20 protein-coding genes are annotated in these 21,467 nt (G+C 44.5%); 14 read left to right on the forward strand and 6 right to left on the reverse strand.

Annotation, left to right across the window (positions count from 1 at the left end):
* Positions 1-67: 67 nt before the first annotated feature.
* Positions 68-1,471: a rhamnulokinase gene (gene rhaB / locus NQ489_RS04685; RefSeq protein ID WP_044961882.1), complete on the forward strand. Its 1,404-nt coding sequence runs from the start codon at positions 68-70 to the stop codon at positions 1,469-1,471.
* 24 nt (positions 1,472-1,495) lie between these two features.
* Positions 1,496-2,914, forward strand: coding sequence for a hypothetical protein (locus tag NQ489_RS04690; RefSeq protein ID WP_021652147.1), 1,419 nt, complete (start codon positions 1,496-1,498; stop codon positions 2,912-2,914).
* 141 nt (positions 2,915-3,055) lie between these two features.
* Here NQ489_RS04690 and NQ489_RS04695 read toward each other — a convergent pair whose 3' ends face one another.
* The 3 genes from NQ489_RS04695 to NQ489_RS04705 all read right to left on the reverse strand — a co-directional run bounded on the left by NQ489_RS04695 (position 3,056) and on the right by NQ489_RS04705 (position 5,766).
* Positions 3,056-3,439, reverse strand: a complete 384-nt coding sequence (locus NQ489_RS04695) for a DUF3783 domain-containing protein (RefSeq protein WP_021652148.1) — start codon at positions 3,437-3,439, stop codon at positions 3,056-3,058.
* Between the two features lie 47 nt (positions 3,440-3,486).
* Entirely contained in the window at positions 3,487-4,230 is a 744-nt protein-coding gene (locus NQ489_RS04700; RefSeq protein WP_021652149.1) for a sensor histidine kinase, read from the reverse strand.
* Between the two features lie 72 nt (positions 4,231-4,302).
* Positions 4,303-5,766, reverse strand: coding sequence for a helix-turn-helix domain-containing protein (locus NQ489_RS04705; protein ID WP_044961884.1), 1,464 nt, complete (start codon positions 5,764-5,766; stop codon positions 4,303-4,305).
* A gap of 162 nt (positions 5,767-5,928) precedes the next feature.
* Between NQ489_RS04705 and NQ489_RS04710 the strand changes: the two genes are divergently transcribed.
* The 4 genes from NQ489_RS04710 (at position 5,929) to NQ489_RS04725 (ending at position 8,413) form a co-directional block, all read left to right on the forward strand.
* The gene (locus NQ489_RS04710; RefSeq protein WP_021652152.1) at positions 5,929-6,429 is read left to right on the forward strand and encodes a permease-like cell division protein FtsX; all 501 of its coding nucleotides are present in this window, start codon (positions 5,929-5,931) and stop codon (positions 6,427-6,429) included.
* 52 nt (positions 6,430-6,481) lie between these two features.
* Positions 6,482-6,982: a hypothetical protein gene (locus NQ489_RS04715; RefSeq protein WP_021652153.1), complete on the forward strand. Its 501-nt coding sequence runs from the start codon at positions 6,482-6,484 to the stop codon at positions 6,980-6,982.
* A 27-nt stretch (positions 6,983-7,009) separates the two neighbouring features.
* Complete coding sequence (locus NQ489_RS04720; protein ID WP_021652154.1) at positions 7,010-7,216, forward strand: hypothetical protein; 207 nt, start codon at positions 7,010-7,012, stop codon at positions 7,214-7,216.
* A 213-nt stretch (positions 7,217-7,429) separates the two neighbouring features.
* On the forward strand, positions 7,430-8,413 hold the full coding sequence (locus tag NQ489_RS04725; protein WP_021652155.1) for an AraC family transcriptional regulator: 984 nt from the start codon (positions 7,430-7,432) through the stop codon (positions 8,411-8,413).
* A gap of 13 nt (positions 8,414-8,426) precedes the next feature.
* Here NQ489_RS04725 and NQ489_RS04730 read toward each other — a convergent pair whose 3' ends face one another.
* Entirely contained in the window at positions 8,427-9,104 is a 678-nt protein-coding gene (locus NQ489_RS04730; RefSeq protein ID WP_021652156.1) for a GTP pyrophosphokinase, read from the reverse strand.
* 516 nt (positions 9,105-9,620) lie between these two features.
* Between NQ489_RS04730 and trpE the strand changes: the two genes are divergently transcribed.
* The 8 genes from trpE to NQ489_RS04770 all read left to right on the forward strand — a co-directional run bounded on the left by trpE (position 9,621) and on the right by NQ489_RS04770 (position 18,663).
* Positions 9,621-11,108 (forward strand): anthranilate synthase component I, encoded by a 1,488-nt coding sequence (gene trpE, locus NQ489_RS04735; protein WP_044961886.1) that lies wholly within the window; start codon positions 9,621-9,623, stop codon positions 11,106-11,108.
* Positions 11,105-11,683, forward strand: coding sequence for an anthranilate synthase component II (locus tag NQ489_RS04740; protein ID WP_021652158.1), 579 nt, complete (start codon positions 11,105-11,107; stop codon positions 11,681-11,683). The genes trpE and NQ489_RS04740 overlap by 4 nt, the downstream gene beginning before the upstream one ends.
* 57 nt (positions 11,684-11,740) lie before the next feature.
* Positions 11,741-12,754 carry an anthranilate phosphoribosyltransferase gene (gene trpD, locus NQ489_RS04745; protein WP_021652159.1) on the forward strand — a complete coding sequence of 338 codons (1,014 nt, stop codon included), beginning with the start codon at positions 11,741-11,743 and terminating at the stop codon, positions 12,752-12,754.
* 129 nt (positions 12,755-12,883) lie between these two features.
* The gene (trpC, locus tag NQ489_RS04750; RefSeq protein WP_044961888.1) at positions 12,884-13,678 is read left to right on the forward strand and encodes an indole-3-glycerol phosphate synthase TrpC; all 795 of its coding nucleotides are present in this window, start codon (positions 12,884-12,886) and stop codon (positions 13,676-13,678) included.
* 107 nt (positions 13,679-13,785) lie between these two features.
* Positions 13,786-14,433: a phosphoribosylanthranilate isomerase gene (locus tag NQ489_RS04755; protein ID WP_021652161.1), complete on the forward strand. Its 648-nt coding sequence runs from the start codon at positions 13,786-13,788 to the stop codon at positions 14,431-14,433.
* A gap of 1 nt (position 14,434) precedes the next feature.
* The gene (trpB, locus tag NQ489_RS04760) at positions 14,435-15,619 is read left to right on the forward strand and encodes a tryptophan synthase subunit beta (protein ID WP_021652162.1); all 1,185 of its coding nucleotides are present in this window, start codon (positions 14,435-14,437) and stop codon (positions 15,617-15,619) included.
* Positions 15,612-16,385: a tryptophan synthase subunit alpha gene (gene trpA / locus NQ489_RS04765; protein ID WP_021652163.1), complete on the forward strand. Its 774-nt coding sequence runs from the start codon at positions 15,612-15,614 to the stop codon at positions 16,383-16,385. The genes trpB and trpA overlap by 8 nt, the downstream gene beginning before the upstream one ends.
* Positions 16,386-16,569: 184 nt before the next feature.
* Positions 16,570-18,663 carry a glycoside hydrolase family 3 C-terminal domain-containing protein gene (locus tag NQ489_RS04770; RefSeq protein WP_021652165.1) on the forward strand — a complete coding sequence of 698 codons (2,094 nt, stop codon included), beginning with the start codon at positions 16,570-16,572 and terminating at the stop codon, positions 18,661-18,663.
* 57 nt (positions 18,664-18,720) lie between these two features.
* Here the strand turns inward: NQ489_RS04770 and NQ489_RS04775 are convergent, their stop codons facing one another.
* Both NQ489_RS04775 and NQ489_RS04780 read right to left on the reverse strand, forming a co-directional pair.
* Positions 18,721-20,100, reverse strand: a complete 1,380-nt coding sequence (locus tag NQ489_RS04775; protein WP_021652166.1) for an aldehyde dehydrogenase — start codon at positions 20,098-20,100, stop codon at positions 18,721-18,723.
* A gap of 70 nt (positions 20,101-20,170) precedes the next feature.
* Positions 20,171-21,385, reverse strand: a complete 1,215-nt coding sequence (locus NQ489_RS04780) for an iron-containing alcohol dehydrogenase (protein WP_021652167.1) — start codon at positions 21,383-21,385, stop codon at positions 20,171-20,173.
* Between the last annotated feature and the right edge of the window lie 82 nt (positions 21,386-21,467).

A 21,467-nucleotide genomic window follows, 5' to 3' on the forward strand; every position in this document is an offset into this window, starting at 1 on the left:
ATGTATGATAAATACAACATCAGATATGAAAGTGATCAGAAGCTTACATATTGAGGAGGATTTAAAAATGGCAACATATTATTTAGCAGTAGATATCGGAGCATCCAGTGGACGTCACATTCTGGGACATATGGAAAACGGAAAAATGATCCTGGAAGAAATCTATCGTTTTGAGAACGGCATGGTTAAGAAGGATGGAGAGCTCTGCTGGGAGTTTGACCGCCTTTTCACCGAGATCGTAAATGGTCTTAAGAAATGTAAAGAGATCGGCAAGATCCCGGTAAGCATGGGTGTTGATACCTGGGGTGTTGACTTCGTACTTCTTGACAAGGATGACAAGGTTCTTGGCAACACGGTAGGCTACCGTGATCATCGTACAGAGGGAATGGACGAGGAAGTTTATAAGACAATTTCCCTGAAGGATCTGTATGCAAGAACCGGTATCCAGAAAGCGATCTATAATACAGTATATCAGCTGATGGCAGTGAAGAAGAAACATCCTGAGTATCTGGAGCAGGCTGAGACACTTCTTCATGTACCGGACTACTTCCATTTTCTTCTTACAGGCGAAAAAACTTGCGAGTACACAGAGGCAACCACAGGACAGCTTGTATGCCCGACAACCAAGGACTGGGATTATGAGCTGATCGATATGCTGGGATATCCAAGAAAGATATTCCAGAAGCTGATCATGCCTAGCACAAGCATCGGACATTTAACAGACGCAGTGAAGGAAGCAGTTGGCTTTGATCTTGAGGTTGTAGCACCGGCTACACATGATACAGGGTCTGCAGTTCTGGCTGTGCCTGCAAATGATGACGATTTCATTTATATCAGTTCCGGAACATGGTCTCTGATGGGAATCGAGAGAAAAGAAGCAGACTGCTCTGAGAAGAGCTGTGAGATGAACTTCACAAACGAGGGTGGATATGCAGGACGTTTCCGTTATCTGAAGAACATCATGGGTCTCTGGATGATCCAGTCTGTACGTCATGAGTTTGATGATGCGTACAGCTTTGCACAGATCTGCGAGATGGCTGAGGAGGCAAAAGACTTCCCGTCAAGAGTAAACGCAAACGATGAGTGCTTCCTTTCTCCTGAGAACATGACAAAAGAGGTTCAGGACTACTGCCGCAGAACAGGACAGCAGGTTCCGGAAACTCTTGGCGAGATTGCAACCGTTATCTATACAAGCCTTGCAGATTGTTACGCTAAGATCGCAAAAGAAATCGAGGAGATGACAGGAAGAACCTACAGCCGTATCCATATCGTAGGCGGTGGTTCCAATGCAGGATACTTAAATGAGCTGACTGCAAAAGCTACAAAGAAAGAAATCCATGCAGGCCCTGGTGAGGCTACTGCAATCGGTAATATCACAGCACAGATGCTGAAGGCCGAGGAGTTTAAAACGATCGAGGAGGCTCGTACAACCATCCATGAGTCCTTCGGTATCAAAGTATACAAAGCATAAATAAAAATAACTGGAGGTTTTATTATGTTAGTTAACACAAAGGCAAAAGTTGGTGTATTTTCAATTGCTTTAGGCGCATATCTTCCGCAGTTCCCGTCACTGGTGCCGGAATTTGAGGCACAGTACGACGCATTCAAGAAAACGATCCCGGATACAGTAGAGATCGTTGACGGCGGAATGGTGACAACAAAAGAGCAGGCAATGGTGGCAGGAGATAAGTTCCGTGCAGCAGATGTTGACCTTGTATTTCTTCAGATGCTGACATACGCAACATCCTACAACATGCTTCCGGCGATCCGTGATCTGGATGTTCCGGTTGTTCTTGTAAACGTTCAGAAGATCAAAGCGCTGGATTATGAGCACACTGACATTGCCTCCTGGCTGGGTGAAGGCTATGCATGCGGTGCTGTAGGCGAGGCAGTTGCTGACCTTGAGAGAGCAGGCAAGAGACATGCGGTTATCACAGGCGTTGTAGAAGGCGGAGATCCTACAGTTCAGGCTGAGATCGAAGACTGGTGCAAGGCTGCTCAGGTAAGAAGAAGATTCCGTGAGACTAACATTGCGCAGATCGGAAGACCATATCCGGGTATGATGGATCTGTATATTGATGAGACAAACCTCTATAACAGAATGTTCCTCTACACAAAACAGTTCGACTGGGAGAAGATGTGGGCGATCGCTGATGATATTACAGATGAGGAGGCAATCCGGGCAAAAGCACAGGATATCCTTGATACATTCGATATTGAGGGCGGCGGCACCATTGAGAAAGTATGGGATATGGCAAAATATGTAGTTGCTTTTGAGGAGTGGGTAAAAGACGAGCATCTTGGAATGATCGCTTCCCATTACGACGGATTTGCACAGGGTAAAGCAGGAGTCCTTGACAGTATGCTGATCCCGGCTTTCTCCATGCTGATCAAACAGGGTACTGCATGTGCGGTAGAGGGTGACATGAAGGTTGCCATGGCAATGAGTATCTTAAAGACAATTTCCGGTACAGGCCAGCTTTCTGAGATGTACTCCATCGATTTCAACGATGACATCTGCATCATCGGACATTCCGGAAGCGGTGACGCTGACATCTCCGACAAGAAACCAACCATGAAAATCGTGCCGGTATTCCACGGCAAAACAGGCGGCGGATACCTGACACAGTTCTATCCATACACAGGCCCTGTAACCTACCTTGCAATCACTCAGGATAAAGACGGAAACTTCAAATTCGTTGTAGCTGAGGGCGTAAACGAGGAGGGACCGATCCTTTCCTTCGGTGATACAAACATGAGAACACGCTTCACATGCGGAGCAAGAGAGTTCGTTAACCGCTGGAGCGAGGCTGGCCCGACACATCATATGGCAGCTGCTACAGGAAGACACATCGATACGATCCTGAAGGTTGCAAAAATCTTTAACGTACCGGTAGATATCGTGACAAGATAAATTCTTTCTTATGTATTCAACCTAAAACATATTCAAAAAAGGAGACTGCGCGGAGCGGTCTCCTTTTTCAGTGGGAAAAATAAGATAAAAAAGATCTGCCGGAAATGCAGCAGGCAGATTCGGCAGATTTTGGTTTTGCAGTTATTTTTTATGCATAAGTGTGTGCTCCCTGGAAAGCTCATCGTGCAGCTGGATGGAAGACCAGTGCTGAGTTACCGGTGTGAGCATGGCCTTCAGTGCAACAGGCGGGATCTGGTTTTCACGGAAAAAAGCAAGAAAATCATCCATCTGTGCACTGGAAAAATCCTTCAGCACGATCATCTCATCACTGAAATTGCTTCCCAGATTAAACTGGGATGAGGGATGAAATCCCGGAATCTCAAAAAGATATCCCAGCGGATGAAGAAATTCCGGCGCAGTGACGATCCGTGTCTTAACCTTCTGACGGTTCAGATAGCGGCGGATCTGGCGAAGCCGTTCCGGGTCGTTAAAATTATATAAAAGAGCTTCTGGCTGTGTATTCATATAGTGTCATACCTCATTTCTGAATAAAGATTTTTTTGGAACGTAAGTTACTTTTCACGATGTGCAGGGAACCGGATCTCAACCTCTGTCCCCTCTCCAGGCTTGCTGGAATAAGTAAGTCCGTAATTCTTTCCATAGAGAATTTGGAGTCTCCGGTGGGTATTATAAACTGCGATATTGGTGCCGCCGGACTGGCTTTTTCCCTTTCCGGAAAGGATAGTTGACAGGATTTCCGGCGAAATCCCAACACCGTCATCAGAAATCAGAAGAACAATATCCTCATTTTCCATCCATCCGGTAATAACAATAGTTCCGGATTTTGATTCTTTTTCCAAGATCCCGTGAAGAATGGAATTTTCCACAACAGGCTGAAGAGTCAGCTTCGGGATCTGGTATTCTGAAAGCTCATCCGGGATATCCGTGATCAGCTCAATGCTGTCGTGGTAGCGCATATTCTGAAGCTGCACGTAGATGGTTACATGCTCCAGCTCCCTTGCAATGGTAGAGATTCCTTTTTTGCGGCTCAGAGTCAGCTTATAAAAACGGGAAAGACTTTGCACTGCGTGACTGATCTCATTGGTCTGTCCCTGCAGTGCCATCCAGTTGATCATATCCATGGTATTATAAAGAAAATGTGGATTGATCTGTGCCTGGAGGGAATTGAATTCTGCGATCCGGAGATCTTCTGCAGCCTTAGCCTGCTTCTCCATCAGTTCCTCCATTTTTCGAGTCATATAGTTGTAGGTATCGATAAGATTACCGATCTCATCATGTGCCTGTGGACTTTCCATAGGAGTAGGCGGGCCGTGGCGGACGGTCTGCATCTGCCCACGCTTATTGCTGAATAAGGAGATTTTATTTTTTTACAATTCTAATTTTTCAATTTCTTTTTTTATAAAATTTGCCGTTTCTTCTGGAGTAGCTATATAAGAATTATACTCATTATTAAGATTTTCTATATAATCAATAAAAATAGATAAAAATCCAGGTTCATTAATTAAAAGATACATTGTTTGTCCGTTTGAATTTTCAAATGAAAGATACCCAGATTGAGTATTTACGCATAAATGAAGATTTATAGGAAGTTGATCTAACGGTTTTTTTAAAAGGTGGTAGTGTCCTGAAAGACAGTAAGGAAGAAGCGCTTTAAGCATCAAAAGCCGTTCTTCTGGTAGAAAAGGTCTAGCAAATTCATAAGGTATTTCACAAAGACATCCAGTATATATGAAATGTTCAATTCCATTTTCTGTAAAATAAATATGCATATCCTGATCTTTGATTGTATGAATTGCTTCTTTGAAAAAACATTTAATCATAGGAAGAATCTGTTCGCGATTTGGTATTTGAGATCGGAGCGCATTTTCTATGATTTTTTCAGATATAAAAGGTGTGAAACAGGATTCTGGTTGCAAAATATAATTAGGAGCAGTTTGAACTGTAATACTGTTGAGAAATGAGAGATTTTTAGGAGTCATATGAGAGACCTGAAATAATAAAAAACATTTCTCTTGAATTGAATTATATAATTTATGAAACTGAGAAACTAAATTAATGTCTTTAAAAAATATACCCGACTGGAAGTCCGATGATAAAGATACTGCATAATCCGTAGTGAGAATTAAGTAAGGAAAAATATTCATATTATAGAAATGTGAATGCACATTATCATAAAAACAGTACGTTTGGTAGTATAGAGATTGTGAATAAAGAGGAAATATTGTTTTTAAGTATTCCAGATTACATGATTTGTTATCGGTTGTGAGTGAATCGGTTTTGTTTAAACAAAATATATGTCGTATTTCTAATGAATCAGGAAAATTCATACTAGCTAATAAAGAAAATAAAAATTTGTTATTTGGTTGGAGAAGTAACTGAATCAACCCATTTTTTATGGAAGACTCTTTTGCAAAAATGATTCTTAGAATGTGATTGATTTCAAATTCTGTATGTAATGGAAAACAGGAAGTGTTTTCTAAGTTTTTTTCCAAAACATCGTTTAAAGGTTCATTCACAGAAATTCTGGATTTGACAGAGCAAATATCAGGAAAATGTATTAAAAATTCTTCTACGCTTTTTCTTCTATAATAATAATTAGGACTGGTGAGGCTAAGTTGATATGTTTTTGAAAATTTTTGATATTCGGAAGGGGTTAATTGAAAAAATTTAGCCATTTTTATAAAGATTTCACGCTTTGGAGGTCGTCGGGTCCCATTGATAATTTTGTACATGGTGGAACGATCTATATTGCAGTATTTGATAAGGGAATTAGTACTTATGTTTTCTTTGGAATGTATTAACTCTTTTAAATAATCTGAAAATTCTGACATTATAAAATGCTCCTTAGTATAATATTTTATTTTAGAAATATTATACATATATAAAAAAAAATTGCAAGAAAAATGTTGTCCACAAAAATGCCACGGGTTGATAATGATGAGAGAAGGGTAAATAATGAAAAATATATCAAATAATAGGGAAGGAAAAACAAAATGATAAAAAAAATATGGAAATTAACAGTTTTAGTTGGAATTATGGTGTTACTCTGTGGATGTAATGAAGAAAAAGTGAGCGATGGAGAAAATTTACAGATAACAAAAGAAGAGAATAGAAAAAAACAGATGAATGATGCGATAGAAGAAAATACTAATACAGAAAAAACTGAAATGAAAGATTATTCTGATAATCAGCAGGAGCTAAAATGTATTGAAGTCTTTTTTACTGAAGAGGCTTCTCAGAAAAATCTAGAACAGATTAAGCATACAATAGAAAAGAAACCAGAAGTTGCTTACATAGAAGAAATAGGAAGCGAGGAGGCTTGGAAGGATTATGTAAATAAGTATATGCAAGGCTCAAGTTCATCAGATTTAGAAAATCCTTTATCTGATTTTAAGTATTTTATTGTTTATCTGAAGGAAAATGCAGATGGTGAAAATCTTGTCCAGTATATAGAACAATTGCCGTATGTATCGAGTTGTACGAAATCTAAATAAAATATGAACAGTGAGTCATCTAAACAAAAATAGAAAAGGTTGGGAAATATATATGTATATCATTTTTGATTTGGGGTTAATTGGAGTTGTAATCTTGGTTTTAACTGTATTAGGTATAACAACAGTAGGGGCTTTGGGGGCATGGATTGCAGAAAATTTCGAAATTGTTTTGGCGATAATATTATTGGCAAGTGTTATAAGAACTTTGGTTTTTGCAAAAGAATCAAAACTTGGATTAGGAAAAATATTTTTGTGTTCATTATGCGATTGTGCGAGAATATTGCCGATGATCTATTTCTTATGGATATTTTTTAGCGGTTTCACAGGATTATCAAATAAAAGTGTACTGGGATTTTTATTTGGTGTTGTAAATAATATTTTGGGATTTGCATTATTTTGTTTGCCAGAGCTGGGAATTATAACATTGGTAGAGCAGAGTTGTCTGAATATGTTGGAAGACAAAAACATGAACATGCTACTTTATGTATTAGTTTCAGTTATAGGCATTGGATTGCAGATGTTGCTTTTCTGGATTATTATGAAAATATTTTAAGAGTGCCCATACTTCTATCTGTGGGATATGCAGGGCCTTGGAAAACTCAGCGCTTACACAACAATCGCTCTGATCAACGGCGACATCACAGGTGCTAAAGATGACAAGTTCACAGCTGGTGACCTTGGCGACTACACAGTAACAGATGCTGATGACGGTGGTACAGAAGTTGTTCTTGGCGCACCTCTGAAATTCGATACAAGCAACATCGAAGAGATGGCTAAACTGTACTAATCAATCCTCATATTGACTGTAATATTCATATGATAAATCCTTTCAGAGCAGGCGGGGTCTTTGGACTCCGCCTGTTTCTGTGTGCAGAGACGTTGGAGGTTCTTTTGCGCAGATCTTTTATATGAGGATTTTAGTTGTGTGGATGTGACAGCAGTGCTAAAATGAGGATAAAGAGGAACAAAGAAAGAAGAAACGGATAAAGAAGAGGAAGGCATGCAGCAGGCGCTACTGGATCAGCTGAGAAAGATCACAGAAGAAGAACGAAAGATCCTGGATGGAGAGGCAGAGGTGGACAGAGACCTTTATACCTCCGGCAGGGACTTTACCGTGGACAGCGGAAAAATGCTGGAGGAAGGCCGGCTGATCGCGGTCCGTACCCATACCCGTTTTGTGCATTTTCCGGCACACCGGCATAATTTCGTGGAAGTGCTCTATGTCTGCGAAGGCTCTCTGACTAACATCATTGATGGCAAAAAAGTCATCGTTAATAAGGGTGAGCTGCTTTTTCTCAACCAGTTTACGAAACATGAGATCCTGAAGGCTGGACAGAACGATATTGCCATTAACTTTATGGTGCTGCCAGAGTTTTTTGATGTGGCTTATTCCATGACCGGCAATGATAATATGCTGGCAGATTTTCTTGTGAATGTGCTCAGACAGGATGAGGAACGGGGAGAATATCTGCATTTTAAGGTGGCAGAGGTGCTACAGATCCAGAATCTTCTGGAAAACATCATCTATTCCCTGGTAAATGGAGAAGAGAACCGGGAACGGATTAATCAGACCACAATGGGCCTGATCTTTATGTACCTGGTGGAATCCGTACAGTACGTGGAGATGCGTCTTCCCAACCAGTACGAAAACATGATCTCCATGACCACACTGGACTACATTGAGCAGAAATACCGGACAGCTACCCTGACAGAGCTGTGCAGCCGTCTTCATCTGCCCATGCATGTATTAAGCAAGATGATCAAAAAAACGACAGGATTTAACTTTAAGGAACTTCTTCAGCGAAAACGTCTGAACAAGGCGGTGGAACTGATGTGTGACACAGATCTTCCCATCAGTGATATCATTGCCGCGGTGGGATATGAGAATAACAGTTATTTTCACCGGGTATTTAAAGAACATTATCATATGACACCCAGAGCATTCCGGGTAAAGAACAGCAAAAAAGAGCAGGTGAGGCTTTAACCCCACCTGCTTTTTAAATATCGTGGAACTGTCCGATCTTATCCTTGATCCGCTGCATCTCATTATCCATGTCGATGACAGCTCTGGCGCAGTTGAGAAGTTCATCACTGACTTCTTCATATCCATCCATTTCTTCGATATTCTGCTTATAACGAAGCTGATGCTCCAGTGTGGCCCAGAAATCCATGCCGTTGGTACGGATCTGGATCTCGGCTCTCATCGGTGTTTTTCCTTTGGAGAAAAATACGGGGATTTCTACGATCATGTGATAGCTGCGGTAGCCGTTGGGCTTTGGATTTTTGATGTAATCTTTTACCTGGATAACAGTGATATCGTCCTGCTTGGAGATCAGATCCGCAATGGTGTAGATATCATCGATAAAAGCGCACACAACCCGGATGCCGGCTACATCATTCAGCTGATTCTGGATATTCTCGGCTGTAAATTCATAGCCAAGCTTCTTAAGCTTCTTGTAAATGCTTTCCGGTTTTTTGATCCTGGTTTTGATAAAAGAAATGGGATTACGTTTATATTCCACGGAAAATTCATCGTTGAGGACTTCCAGCTTGGTACGGACCTCCCGGACAGTACAGCGGTACATCATCATCAGGTCGTTAAATTTTGCGGAATTTTTGATAAAAACCCGGGGATCCGGTGTATCCAGCCAGGTATTGGTATTTTCTTTTGCCATGGTATTTTTTGAGAGAAACTCCTTTCGTATGTGAAATCTGCTGAAAACAGTAAAGACAGATTCTGATCTGTTCCTGTTATTTTTCGGCAATGTGATAAGATAATTATAGAATAAAATGACATTTTTTTCAACTTTTGTATTGACAGATTAAAAATCCTGTGCTATTTTATATGAAAAGTTTAATCAAGTAAACCACTAAACCGTTGAAGCGGAGATAAAAGTTTTCATGCGCGCACAGAGAATCCGGGAGGGTGAGAGCCGGGTCGAGAAGCAGTTTACTAAATGGACCGCTGAGGGCACAGGGAAAGGTATCCCGGATACCGAGTATTCTGTGACGTGAAGGCATACGTCAGTTGCCGGGAATATGCAGGTATTCCGACAAGTGCACAGGTCATACTGTGAAGCAGGGTGGCACCGCGGGTGTATTGGATTTTGAACGCTCGTCCCTGGCAGAACTGGATTCTGCCGGAGACGGGCTTTTTTTGTTACATAAATGTAGATCAGGAGGGACTGAATATGTATCCAGCATTAGAAGGATTAAGAGAAATCGCAAAGTCAGGGGAATACCGGCGTATTCCCGTATGCAGAGAACTGTATTCCGACCGCTATACACCTGTAGAAGTGATGCGGACTCTTCGCACAGCCAGCAGACACTGCTATCTGCTGGAAAGTGCCAGCCAGACAGAGGTATGGGGACGCTATTCCTTCCTGGGATATGAACCATCCATGGAGATCACCTGTACCGATGGAAATCTTCAGATCCGAAAGATCCATGAGGACGGTACCGAAGAAATAACAAAGCAGCAGGTAAAACATCCCGGAGATGCTATTCGAAAGATCCTGAAGGAATACAAAAGCCCGGTACTGGAAAAAATGCCAACCTTTACCGGCGGCCTGGTAGGCTATTTTTCCTACGATTATATTAAATACAGTGAATCGAAGCTGGAGCTTACCGATAAGACGGTAGAAGATTTCAGAGATATGGATCTAATGCTCTTTGACCAGGTCATTGCCTTTGATCATTACAGACAGAAGGTGCTTCTGATCACAGGGGTGATGACAGATGATCTGGAGAACTCTTTTGGAAAGGCAGAAAAGAAACTGCAGGAGATGGCAGATCTGATCAGAAAGGGAGAGCAGAAGGAATTTCCATCCCTGAAGTTGCAATCCTCCATTGAGCCGCAGTTCCCGAAAGAAAAATACTGTGAGATGGTAGAAACCGCCAGACATTATATTCGTGAGGGAGACATCTTCCAGGTGGTGCTTTCCAATCCCATGAGAGCCAGAGCAGAGGGAAGCCTTTTTGATACCTATCGTGTTTTAAGGGCCACAAACCCGTCCCCCTATATGTTTTATTTTTCCAGTGATGATATTGAGATTGCAGGAGCCTCCCCGGAAACACTTGCCAGGCTTGCAGGAACAGAATTAAGTACCTTCCCGCTTGCAGGAACAAGACCAAGAGGCAAGACAAAAGAAGAAGACCTGGCGCTGGAAAAAGGACTCCTGGCTGATGAGAAGGAACGTGCCGAGCATAATATGCTTGTGGATCTTGGGCGAAATGATATCGGAAAGATCAGTAAGATCGGTACTGTGAACGTAGAAAAATATATGTGCATCGAGCGTTTTTCTCATGTGATGCATATTGGTTCCACAGTTACCGGCCAGATCCGGGATGACAGGGATGCGGTGGATGCAGTGGATGCCATCCTTCCGGCAGGAACACTTTCCGGAGCACCGAAATTCCGTGCCTGCCAGATCATCCAGGAACTGGAACAGTGCAAGCGAGGCATTTACGGCGGTGCTATCGGATATCTGGATTTTGCCGGAAACCTGGATACCTGTATTGCCATTCGCCTGGTTTATAAGAAAAACGGTGAGATCTGTATCCGGTCAGGAGCAGGGATCGTAGCAGACAGTATTCCGGAAAGTGAATTTCAGGAGTGCTGCAACAAGGCAAGAGCCGTTGTACAGGCAATCGAAACTGCACAGGAGGGACTGGAATGATAGTACTGATCGATAATTATGATAGCTTTTCCTACAATGTTTATCAGCTGATCGGTTCTGTGGAGCCGGATATCAAAGTGGTAAGAAATGATGAAGTGACCATCAAAGAGCTGGAGGCCATGAAGCCGGAGGCATTGATCCTTTCCCCTGGTCCGGGAAAACCGGAGGATGCGGGAATCTGTATTGAATCCATAAAATATTTCAAAGACAAGCTGCCGATCCTGGGTATCTGCCTTGGACATCAGTCCATCTGTGAAGCCTTCGGAGGGACAGTATCCTACGCAAAAGAGCTGATGCACGGAAAGCAGAAAGAGATACATAAAGTTGGAAAGAGCCGGATGTTTGAAGGACTTCCGGAAACTTTTCCGGCAGCCAGATATCACTCACTGGCAGCTATCCGGGATACCTTACCGGAGGAACTGGTTGTTACCGCTGAGTCTGAGGACGGAGAGGTGATGGCACTGGAGCATAAAGAATATCCGATATTCGGATTACAGTTCCATCCGGAATCTGTTATGACACCGGATGGAAAAACAATGGTCGAGAACTTTATGAAGGTTATCAGAGACAGATAAGACAGAGAACAGCAATCCATAAAAGATAGAATCGTTACAGAACAGGAGGAAACAACAATGATCAAAGAAGCAATCATCAAGCTTTCAAAAAAAGAAGATCTTACATATGACGAAGCAGAAGCCGTAATGAATGAGATCATGGACGGAGCGGCAACACCGGTACAGATGGCATCCTACCTTACTGCACTTTCCCTGAAAGGAGAGACTATTGATGAGATCACTGCATCAGCAGCCGGAATGCGTGCACACTGCATCAAGCTTCTCCACGATATGAATGTTCTGGAGATCGTAGGAACCGGTGGTGACGGAGCAAACTCCTTTAATATTTCTACGACATCTTCTCTTGTGATCGCAGCAGGTGGCGTTCCGGTAGCAAAACACGGAAACCGTGCAGCATCTTCCAAGAGCGGTGCAGCAGATGTTTTGGAAGCACTTGGCGTAAAGATCACCATCCCGCCGGAAAAAAGTGCAGAGATCCTGAAAAAGATTAACATCTGTTTCCTGTTCGCCCAGAATTATCATATTGCCATGAAATATGTGGCACCGATCCGTAAAGAGCTGGGAATCCGCACGGTATTTAATATCCTCGGACCATTAAGCAACCCGGCAGGCGCAAACATGGAGCTGATGGGAGTCTTTGACCAGTCTCTGGTAGAGCCGCTGGCACAGGTTATGATGAAGCTTGGCGTGAACCGCGGAATGGTAGTTTTCGGACAGGATAAGCTGGATGAGATCTCCATGAGCGCACCGACTTCTGTGTGCGAGATCAAGGACGGATGGTTCCAGTCCTATGAGATTACACCGGAGCAGTTCGGCTATACACGCTGCAGCAAAGAGGATCTGGCAGGCGGCACACCGGCAGAGAACGCAGAGATCACAAAAGCCATTGTAAACGGAACCGAAAAAGGCCCGAAGCGTCAGGCGGTCTGCATGAACGCAGGTGCAGCACTTTATATCGCAGGAAAGGCGAAAACTATAGAAGATGGCGTGAAGATGGCTGAAAACCTGATCGACAGTGGTGCAGCTGCTGCCAAGCTTGCGGAATTTATCAAATTAAGTAACGAGATTTGAAAATAATAGCGGCAGAAGAGAAATCGGCAATCCCTATCGGAAGAGATATGAACGGAAACATTAATCTGTCAGACTTCTTGAAATTGCCGAATGAGAGTTGAACTGAAATATCAAGGAGACAAACAAAGAATGAGCGAAAAAAACATTCTGGAGGAAATCGCAGAAAAAACAAGAGAACGTATCCGGAAGGAAAAACGTCAGCTTCCCCTGGATCAGCTGAAAACCCTGGCAGAAAAAGCGCCACAGCAGCCGTCCTTTCTGGAAGCGTTGAAAAAGCCGGGTATGTCCTACATCTGTGAAGTAAAAAAAGCTTCCCCCTCCAAGGGGCTGATCGCACCGGAATTTCCGTATCTGGAAATTGCGAAAGAATACGAGGCAGCAGGTGCATCTGCGATCTCCTGCCTCACAGAGCCATTTTATTTCATGGGAAGTGACACTTATCTCCGTGAGATCACAGAAACAGTGGATATTCCGGTCCTTCGGAAGGACTTCACGGTGGATAAGTACATGATCTATCAGGCAAAAGCATTCGGTGCATCGGCAGTGCTTCTGATCTGTGCTATCTTAAATGACCAGGAACTCCTGGAATACCGAGAGCTTACAGAAACTCTGGGAATGGATGCGCTGGTGGAAGCTCATGACGAGAATGAAGTGGCAAGAGCATTAAAGACAGGTGCAAAGATCGTCGGAGTCAACAACCGTGACCTGAAAACCTTTAAGGTTGATATGAATAACAGCATCCGTCTTCGAAATCTGGCACCGGACAATGTGGTATTTGTGTCTGAGAGCGGAATCAAAAATGTAGGTGATATCGCTATCCTGGAAAGAAACCGGGTAGGTGCAGTCCTGATCGGTGAGACCCTGGTGCGAAGCCCGGATAAGAAAGCTGCATTGGAAAATCTGAATGGTGGAGCGCTTGTATAAAGGCCAAACGAAAGAATAGAGCAAATAAGTAACAGAGCTGACCAGCAGCAAATAGTAACGAAACAGGAAGGGGCAGGGTCAGACAGAAAGGGCAGGATTGGCTGAATATGAGAGAACAACCGTTGAAACATGGGAGCAGAACCAGGATCAAGATCTGCGGCCTGACCCGCCCGGAAGATATCCAGGCAGTGAACCAGGCTAAACCGGACTTTGCAGGATTCATTGTAGAATTCCCAAAAAGCAGAAGAAACGTTACCGTGGAGCAATTGAAGGCTCTCCGGGAAGAACTGGATGATAGCATTTTGCCGGTAGGCGTATTCGTCAATGCACCGGTGGAGCTTCCCGCACAGCTTTTAAACGAAGGAACCATCGCACTGGCACAGCTTCACGGCCAGGAGGACGAGAATTATATCAGACAGCTTAAGACCATGACAGACCAGCTTCTGATAAAGGCTTTTTCCATAAAAACAGAAGCAGATATAAAGAAAGCGATTCGTTCGGAAGCAGACTATATTCTTCTGGATCAGGGCGCAGGAGGAACAGGAGAAACTTTCGACTGGAGTCTGGTACCGGCGATCAAACGTCCCTGGTTTCTGGCAGGAGGTCTGGGCTGTGAAAATCTGGAATCGGCCATACATCTGCTTCACCCCTGGGCAGTAGATTTAAGCAGCAGTGTAGAAACCGACGGTCACAAAGACCCGGATAAAATATTAGAAGCAGTATACGCAGTAAGGAACATAAAGGAGGAAATATAACATGTCAAAAGGAAGATTCGGCATCCATGGCGGACAGTATATCCCGGAAACACTGATGAACGCCGTTCTGGAGCTTGAGGAAGCATACAACCATTACAAAAACGATCCGGAATTCAACCGCGAGCTCACAGAGTTTCTCAATGAATACGCAGGAAGACCATCCCGTCTTTACTATGCGGCACATATGACCGAGGACCTTGGCGGAGCCAAGATCTATCTGAAAAGAGAAGACTTAAACCACACAGGAGCCCACAAGATCAACAACGTACTTGGTCAGGTGCTCCTGGCAAAAAAAATGGGCAAGACCCGTGTCATTGCTGAGACAGGCGCAGGCCAGCACGGTGTTGCAACTGCAACTGCAGCAGCACTGATGGGAATGGAATGTGAGGTATTCATGGGAAAAGAGGACACGGAACGTCAGGCACTGAATGTTTACAAAATGCGTCTTCTCGGAGCAAAAGTCCATGCAGTCACAAGCGGAACCGCAACCTTAAAGGATGCCGTTTCCGAGACCATGCGTGAATGGACAAACCGTATTGCAGATACCCATTATGTACTGGGATCTGTTATGGGACCGCACCCGTTCCCGACTATCGTACGTGATTTCCAGGCAGTGATCTCCAAGGAGATCAAAGAACAGATGCTGGAAAAAGAGGGAAGACTTCCGGATGTTGTCCTGGCCTGCGTAGGCGGCGGCTCCAATGCTATCGGAACCTTCTACAATTTCATTGAGGACAAAGACGTTCGTCTCATCGGCTGTGAGGCAGCAGGACGTGGCGTGAATACTGCGGAGACTGCGGCAACCATCGCAACCGGTCGTCTCGGAATCTTCCATGGTATGAAATCCTACTTCTGCCAGGATGAATACGGACAGATCGCACCGGTATACTCCATCTCCGCAGGTCTTGATTATCCGGGTGTAGGTCCGGAGCATGCACACCTTTATGATATCGGAAGAGCAGAGTACGTTCCTGTTACAGATGACGAAGCAGTAGATGCTTTTGAATATCTTTCCAGAACAGAAGGAATCATTCCTGCGATCGAAAGTGCCCACGCAGTGGCCTATGCGAAAAAGATCGCACCGACACTTGGAAAGGACAAGATCATGGTAGTTACCATTTCAGGACGTGGAGATAAGGACTGTGCGGCAATTGCCCGCTACAGAGGGGAGGATATTCATGAATAAGAGAATTACAGAAGCATTTGCAAACGGAAAAGCATTTATTCCTTTTTTAACCTGCGGAGATCCGTCTCTGGAGGTAACAGAGCAGCTGGTTTATGCAATGGAAGAAGCAGGAGCAGATCTGATCGAGCTTGGGATCCCGTTCTCAGATCCTACCGCAGAGGGACCTGTGATCCAGGAAGCCAATGTCCGGGCACTTGCAGGCGGCGTGACTACAGATAAAGTTTTTTCAATGGTAGAAAAAATCCGTAAAAATACAAAAATCCCAATGGTATTTATGACCTACGCAAACGTAGTATTTTCTTACGGAACAGAGCGTTTTATCAAGAAAGCAGCGGAAGTTGGAATGGATGGACTGATCCTTCCGGATGTTCCTTTTGAGGAAAAAGAAGAGTTTGATGTTGTGTGCAAACAGTACGGCCTTGACCTGATCTCCCTGATCGCACCGACCTCCCATGAGCGGATCGCCATGATCGCAAAAGAGGCGGAAGGCTTTGTTTACTGCGTATCTTCCCTTGGTGTAACAGGAATGCGTACCAGCATTACCACAGATATCGGAGCTATGGTGAAATTAGTAAAAGCTCAGAAAGACATTCCATGTGCAGTAGGATTCGGAATCTCCACACCGGAGCAGGCAAAAAAAATGGCAGATCAGTCAGACGGTGCCATTGTAGGATCTGCGATCGTGAAGCTTTGTGGTGCCTACGGCAAAGACTGCGTGCCGAAGGTGAAGGCTTATGTGAAAGAGATGAAGGATGCAATCAGATAAGTTCCCGGCTGAAATTGGAACACAGATCACAAAGTGTAATAAAAATCTGCTTTATCCCAAAGAAAGAGTAAAGCAGATTTTTTTCTGCTCTGAACAGAGGCCGGAAAAATTGCAGGAAATATCTACTTGACAGTCAGAGACCAAATGATAGATGATATAAAAAAAGGTGAGGAGGAAATTGGGGATGAATCGGGAAGAAGCAAAGAAGAAAGCAGAAGCGCTGGTTGCCAGGATGACTCTGGAGGAAAAAGCCAGTCAGTTAAGGTACGATGCACCTGCAATAAAAAGATTGGGAATTCCGGCGTATAACTGGTGGAATGAGGGACTTCACGGTGTTGCCAGAGCAGGGCAGGCAACGGTTTTTCCACAGGCGATCGGAATGGCGGCAGCTTTTGACCGGAAAAGTGTGGCAGAGATGGCCGGTATCGTGGCAACAGAGGGCAGAGCAAAGTATAATGCATATTCCGTAAACGGTGACAGAGATATTTATAAGGGATTGACGTTCTGGTCTCCTAATGTCAATATTTTCCGTGATCCACGATGGGGTAGAGGCCATGAAACTTATGGGGAAGATCCGTATCTTACAAAAGAACTGGGAGTTTCCTTTGTAAAAGCACTTCAGGGAAATGGGGATACAATGAAGGCAGCAGCCTGTGCCAAACATTTTGCAGTACATTCCGGGCCGGAGGCACTCCGTCATGAATTTGATGCGGAAGCATCCGCAAAAGATATGGAAGAAACGTATCTGCCGGCATTCGAAGGTCTGGTAAAAGAAGCCAAAGTAGAAGCGGTTATGGGAGCTTATAACCGGACAAACGGGGAACCCTGCTGCGGAAGTCCCACATTACAGAAAAAACTCAGAGGCGAATGGAAATTTCAGGGGCATTTTGTATCAGACTGCTGGGCGATCCGTGATTTTCATGAACACCATATGGTAACGGATACAGCCGTTGAATCTGCAGCACTGGCTATTAATAATGGCTGTGACCTGAATTGTGGAAATACCTATCTTCACATTATGAAGGCATACGAAAAGGGGTTTGTCACAGAAGAAACCATAACCCGGGCAGCAGTGCGGCTTTTTACCACAAGGTATCTGCTGGGGTTGTTTGATGGAAGCGAATATGACAATATCTCCTATCTGGAGGTAGAATCCCCCAGGCATCTGGATGCAGCGGAGAAAGCAGCGGAAAAAAGCTTTGTTCTGCTGAAAAATAACGGGATTCTTCCGCTTGATAAAGAAAAACTGAAAACAATAGGGATCATCGGACCAAATGCGGACAGCAGACAGGCGCTGATCGGCAATTATCACGGGACAGCTTCCAGGTATATTACCATACAGGAAGGCATCCAGGATTATGTGGGAGACGATGTAAGGATCCTTACTTCCAGAGGCTGTGATCTGTTCCGAGACCGAACGGAGCACCTTGCGTTTACCAGAGATCGTATTGCGGAAGCAAAGGTGGTTGCGGAAAACAGCGATGTGGTGATCTTATGTATGGGACTGGATGAGACACTGGAAGGAGAAGAGGGAGACACCGGAAACAGCTATGTATCGGGAGATAAAGAAGATATTGAACTTCCCGGAGTACAGCGAGAACTGATGGAAGCAATCGCAGACACCGGAAAACCGGTAGTATTCTGTCTGCTGGCAGGAAGTGACCTTAATCTGAAATATGCGGCAGAGAAATTTGATGCAGTCATGATGCTGTGGTACCCTGGATGCCAGGGCGGGAAGGCAGCGGCAAAGGTACTGTTTGGAGAAATCTCGCCATCAGGAAAACTTCCGGTGACCTTTTATGAAAGCCTGGAAGAACTTCCGGATTTTACCGATTATTCCATGAAAGGCAGAACATATCGCTATATGGAACGAAAAGCACAGTTTCCTTTTGGATATGGTCTGACGTACAGTAAGGTGGCAGTAGATAAAGCAGAGGTCAAAACATGTGAACAGAAGATAAACGTGGAGGTAGAAGTGCAGAATAACGGCGCATATGATACAGAGGATGTTGTTCAGATCTATGTAAAAAATATCGACAGCAAAAATGCCATTCCCAATCCGATGCTGGCCGGTTTTCAGCGGATATTCCTGAAGGCGGGAGAATGCCGAAAAATAGAAATCCCAATATGGGAAAAAGCATTCACCGTAGTAGATGAAACAGGAAAACGGATGGAAGAAGGAAAGAAATTTGAAATTTATGCAGGCTGCAGCCAGCCGGATGAAAAAAGCAAAGAACTGACCGGGATCATGCCGGTAAAGATCATCTGGGAAAAATAATAAGAAAATCTAAAGTAACAGGAGGGCGCTGCATCAGGCAGCGCCCTCCCTTTATATCTAACGCATAAACAACCGTACCATTTTCTCATAAATCTTCCGATATTTCTGATATCTCATAGGAAGATCGATCCAGGTCTTTTTATCTACAATACTCTTATAATGAGAGAATGTCCGGAAGCCGTCGATGCCATGATAGGATCCCATGCCGCTTTCACCAAAGCCGCCGAAGCCCATATTGCTGGTTGCCAGATGTATGAGGACATCGTTGATACAGCCACCGCCGAAACCACATCGGGAAGTAACTTCCCGGGCATTTTTTTCATCTTCGGTGAAGATATAAAGAGCCAGCGGATGCGCCATGGAATTGATCTTTGTTACGGCACCTCCGAGAGAGTCATAGGTGAGGACCGGAAGTACCGGACCGAAGATTTCCTGCTGCATGACCGGATCTTCGAAGGTTACGTTATCAAGAACCGTCGGCTCGATTTGAAGTGTTTCACGGTTGGAACCACCGCCGCAGACAGTTTTGGCAGGATCGATCAGACTATTGATACGGTCGAAATGCTTTTCGTTGATGATCTTTCCATAATTCCGGTTCTTCAGTGGTTCTTTTCCATACTGGCGTGTGATCTGTCTGCGAAGCTCTGCGACCAGGGCTTCTTTGATCTCCGGATCACAGTAGATGTAGTCCGGAGCCACGCAGGTCTGGCCACAGTTCAGGAACTTGCCGAATACGATACGTTTTGCCGCAAGGCGGAGATTGGCTGTTTTGTCCACGATACAGGGGCTTTTTCCACCCAGCTCCAGAGTGACTGGTGTGAGGTGTTCGGAAGCCTTTCTCATGACCTCTTTTCCCACAGACTGGCTTCCCGTGAAGAAGATGTAATCAAAGTGCAGACTGAGAAGATGTGTGTTTTCCGCACGTCCGCCTGTGACAGTTGCAACGTATTTTTCATCGAAACATTCATGGATGAGAAGACGGATCACTTCGCTTGTTGCCGGTGAGTAGGCGCTTGGTTTCAGGATGACTGTGTTTCCGGCTGCAATGGCGTCTACCAGTGGTTCTATGGTGAGAAGAAACGGATAGTTCCACGGACTCATAATGAGAACAACACCGTAGGGGGATGGTTTGCGGAAACTGTGGGAATGGAACTGTGCTAGTGGAGTTGGAACGGTCTGTTCTTTTGTGTAGGAGCGGATATTTTTCAGCATATGTGTGATCTCGGAGAGCACCAGTCCGGTCTCACACATATAGCTTTCGAAATTACTTTTTCCCAGATCCTTTTTCAGCGCGGCGTGGATCTGATCTTCGTGTTTCCGGATGGAAGCGCGGAGACGTTTCAGGGCGCTGATGCGAAAATCAAGGTCAAGAGTTGCGCCGGAGTAGAAGTACTGGCGTTGTTTATCTAAAAGCTGGTTGATCTGTTCTTTTTCCATGGAATTGTAGTCCTTTCTGAAAAAACTGTATTCGAAATATCGAAAAAATCTTTCTATGCCAATGGCTGTTTTAGCAATTGCCTGCCGGAGGCATCAGTCTGTAATACAGTGTTTCAAGTTCGCCGGCATCCATCAGCACAGGAACCGGGTACAGAGGATTGGCTTCTTTATCTGCGTAATGGGCAAGCTCCGGGATGTCCGTTTCCTGGATTTCCGGGATATAGTCTCCGATGCCATAGCGTTTTTTCATATCTTTTATTGCATCAATAAACATCCGGGCAGCAGTTTTATCGTCCTCATGTTTATCGCAGAGACCGGCAGTTACGGCAAGGTTGCGGAGTTTGTGAGTGATGGGATCTCCGTATGTTTCCAGTACCATAGGAAGGATCACTGCATTGGCAAGCCCATGTGGAACATTATATTTTCCGCCGAGGGAATGTGCAATTGCGTGGACATATCCAACGTAGGATTTGGTGAAGGCGCAGCCTGCGAAATAGGAGGCGCGGAGCATATTTCGTCTTGCTTCAATATTATTGCCGTCTGTGTAGGCGGTATCCAGATTTTCAAAGATCAGTCTGACAGCATCCAGGGCATTTTTTCTTGTGCCAGGTGTAGTGGAATTTCCAATGTAGGCTTCCACTGCGTGAGTCAGGGCATCCATGCCGGTGGTAGCTGTGATAAACGGCGGAAGGCTTAAAGTCACTTTCGGGTCAAGGACTGCGTAGCGTGGGATCAGCGGAAAATCGTTGATGGCATATTTGTGCCGTGTTTCTGCATCGGTAATGACAGCAGCAAGTGTTGTTTCACTTCCTGTTCCTGCAGTCGTGGGGATGGCGATGAGAAGAGGAAGCTTTTTGTGGATCTTCAGGATTCCCTTCATCTGAGCAAGAGACTGGTGTGGCTTGGCAATGCGGGCTGCTGTGGCTTTTGCACAGTCCATACTGGAACCTCCGCCGAAGCCGATGATCGCATGGCAGTCATTGTCCAGATACATGTGAAGGGCTTCGTCCACATTGACGGTTGTTGGATTGGCAACGGTTTTGTCGTAGATGTGGTAAGAGATGCAGCTTCGCTTCAGTGTCTGCTCCAGCCTTTCTGTAAGGCCAAGGCTTCGGATCCCTGCATCTGTGATGATGAGTACATTGTTATAGTTTCTTTTTTCCAGAACTTCCGGAATACCTTTGACGCTTCCGATGATCTTCGGATTGCGGTAAGGAAGCAGTGGAAGGGCGAATTTAAAGACATTCTGGAAAACCCGGCAGTAAGCTTTTTTTAATGGATTCATGGTAGTTTTTGTTCCTTTTAAAGTCAAATTATTTTATTCTAAATATTATATATAGCAGTTGGAAGGGGAAAAGTCAAGGTTG

The organism is Blautia sp. KLE_1732_HM_1032, from assembly GCF_025147905.1.
In the GTDB taxonomy this organism is placed as follows: Bacteria; Bacillota; Clostridia; order Lachnospirales; family Lachnospiraceae; genus Blautia_A; species Blautia_A fusiformis.

What these genes read in the sequence shown, in the direction of transcription:
- NQ489_RS04695 (WP_021652148.1), bottom strand. Translation starts at nt 3,439, where the DNA reads ATGAATACACAGCCAGAAGCTCTTTTATATAATTTTAACGACCCGGAA.
- trpE (WP_044961886.1), top strand. Translation starts at nt 9,621, where the DNA reads ATGTATCCAGCATTAGAAGGATTAAGAGAAATCGCAAAGTCAGGGGAA.
- trpC (WP_044961888.1), top strand. Translation starts at nt 12,884, where the DNA reads ATGAGCGAAAAAAACATTCTGGAGGAAATCGCAGAAAAAACAAGAGAA.
- NQ489_RS04740 (WP_021652158.1), top strand. Translation starts at nt 11,105, where the DNA reads ATGATAGTACTGATCGATAATTATGATAGCTTTTCCTACAATGTTTAT.
- trpD (WP_021652159.1), top strand. Translation starts at nt 11,741, where the DNA reads ATGATCAAAGAAGCAATCATCAAGCTTTCAAAAAAAGAAGATCTTACA.
- NQ489_RS04700 (WP_021652149.1), bottom strand. Translation starts at nt 4,230, where the DNA reads ATGGAAAGTCCACAGGCACATGATGAGATCGGTAATCTTATCGATACC.
- NQ489_RS04690 (WP_021652147.1), top strand. Translation starts at nt 1,496, where the DNA reads ATGTTAGTTAACACAAAGGCAAAAGTTGGTGTATTTTCAATTGCTTTA.
- trpA (WP_021652163.1), top strand. Translation starts at nt 15,612, where the DNA reads ATGAATAAGAGAATTACAGAAGCATTTGCAAACGGAAAAGCATTTATT.
- trpB (WP_021652162.1), top strand. Translation starts at nt 14,435, where the DNA reads ATGTCAAAAGGAAGATTCGGCATCCATGGCGGACAGTATATCCCGGAA.
- NQ489_RS04720 (WP_021652154.1), top strand. Translation starts at nt 7,010, where the DNA reads ATGCAGGGCCTTGGAAAACTCAGCGCTTACACAACAATCGCTCTGATC.
- NQ489_RS04755 (WP_021652161.1), top strand. Translation starts at nt 13,786, where the DNA reads ATGAGAGAACAACCGTTGAAACATGGGAGCAGAACCAGGATCAAGATC.
- NQ489_RS04710 (WP_021652152.1), top strand. Translation starts at nt 5,929, where the DNA reads ATGATAAAAAAAATATGGAAATTAACAGTTTTAGTTGGAATTATGGTG.
- NQ489_RS04770 (WP_021652165.1), top strand. Translation starts at nt 16,570, where the DNA reads ATGAATCGGGAAGAAGCAAAGAAGAAAGCAGAAGCGCTGGTTGCCAGG.
- NQ489_RS04775 (WP_021652166.1), bottom strand. Translation starts at nt 20,100, where the DNA reads ATGGAAAAAGAACAGATCAACCAGCTTTTAGATAAACAACGCCAGTAC.
- NQ489_RS04715 (WP_021652153.1), top strand. Translation starts at nt 6,482, where the DNA reads ATGTATATCATTTTTGATTTGGGGTTAATTGGAGTTGTAATCTTGGTT.
- NQ489_RS04730 (WP_021652156.1), bottom strand. Translation starts at nt 9,104, where the DNA reads ATGGCAAAAGAAAATACCAATACCTGGCTGGATACACCGGATCCCCGG.
- NQ489_RS04780 (WP_021652167.1), bottom strand. Translation starts at nt 21,385, where the DNA reads ATGAATCCATTAAAAAAAGCTTACTGCCGGGTTTTCCAGAATGTCTTT.
- NQ489_RS04725 (WP_021652155.1), top strand. Translation starts at nt 7,430, where the DNA reads ATGCAGCAGGCGCTACTGGATCAGCTGAGAAAGATCACAGAAGAAGAA.
- rhaB (WP_044961882.1), top strand. Translation starts at nt 68, where the DNA reads ATGGCAACATATTATTTAGCAGTAGATATCGGAGCATCCAGTGGACGT.
- NQ489_RS04705 (WP_044961884.1), bottom strand. Translation starts at nt 5,766, where the DNA reads ATGTCAGAATTTTCAGATTATTTAAAAGAGTTAATACATTCCAAAGAA.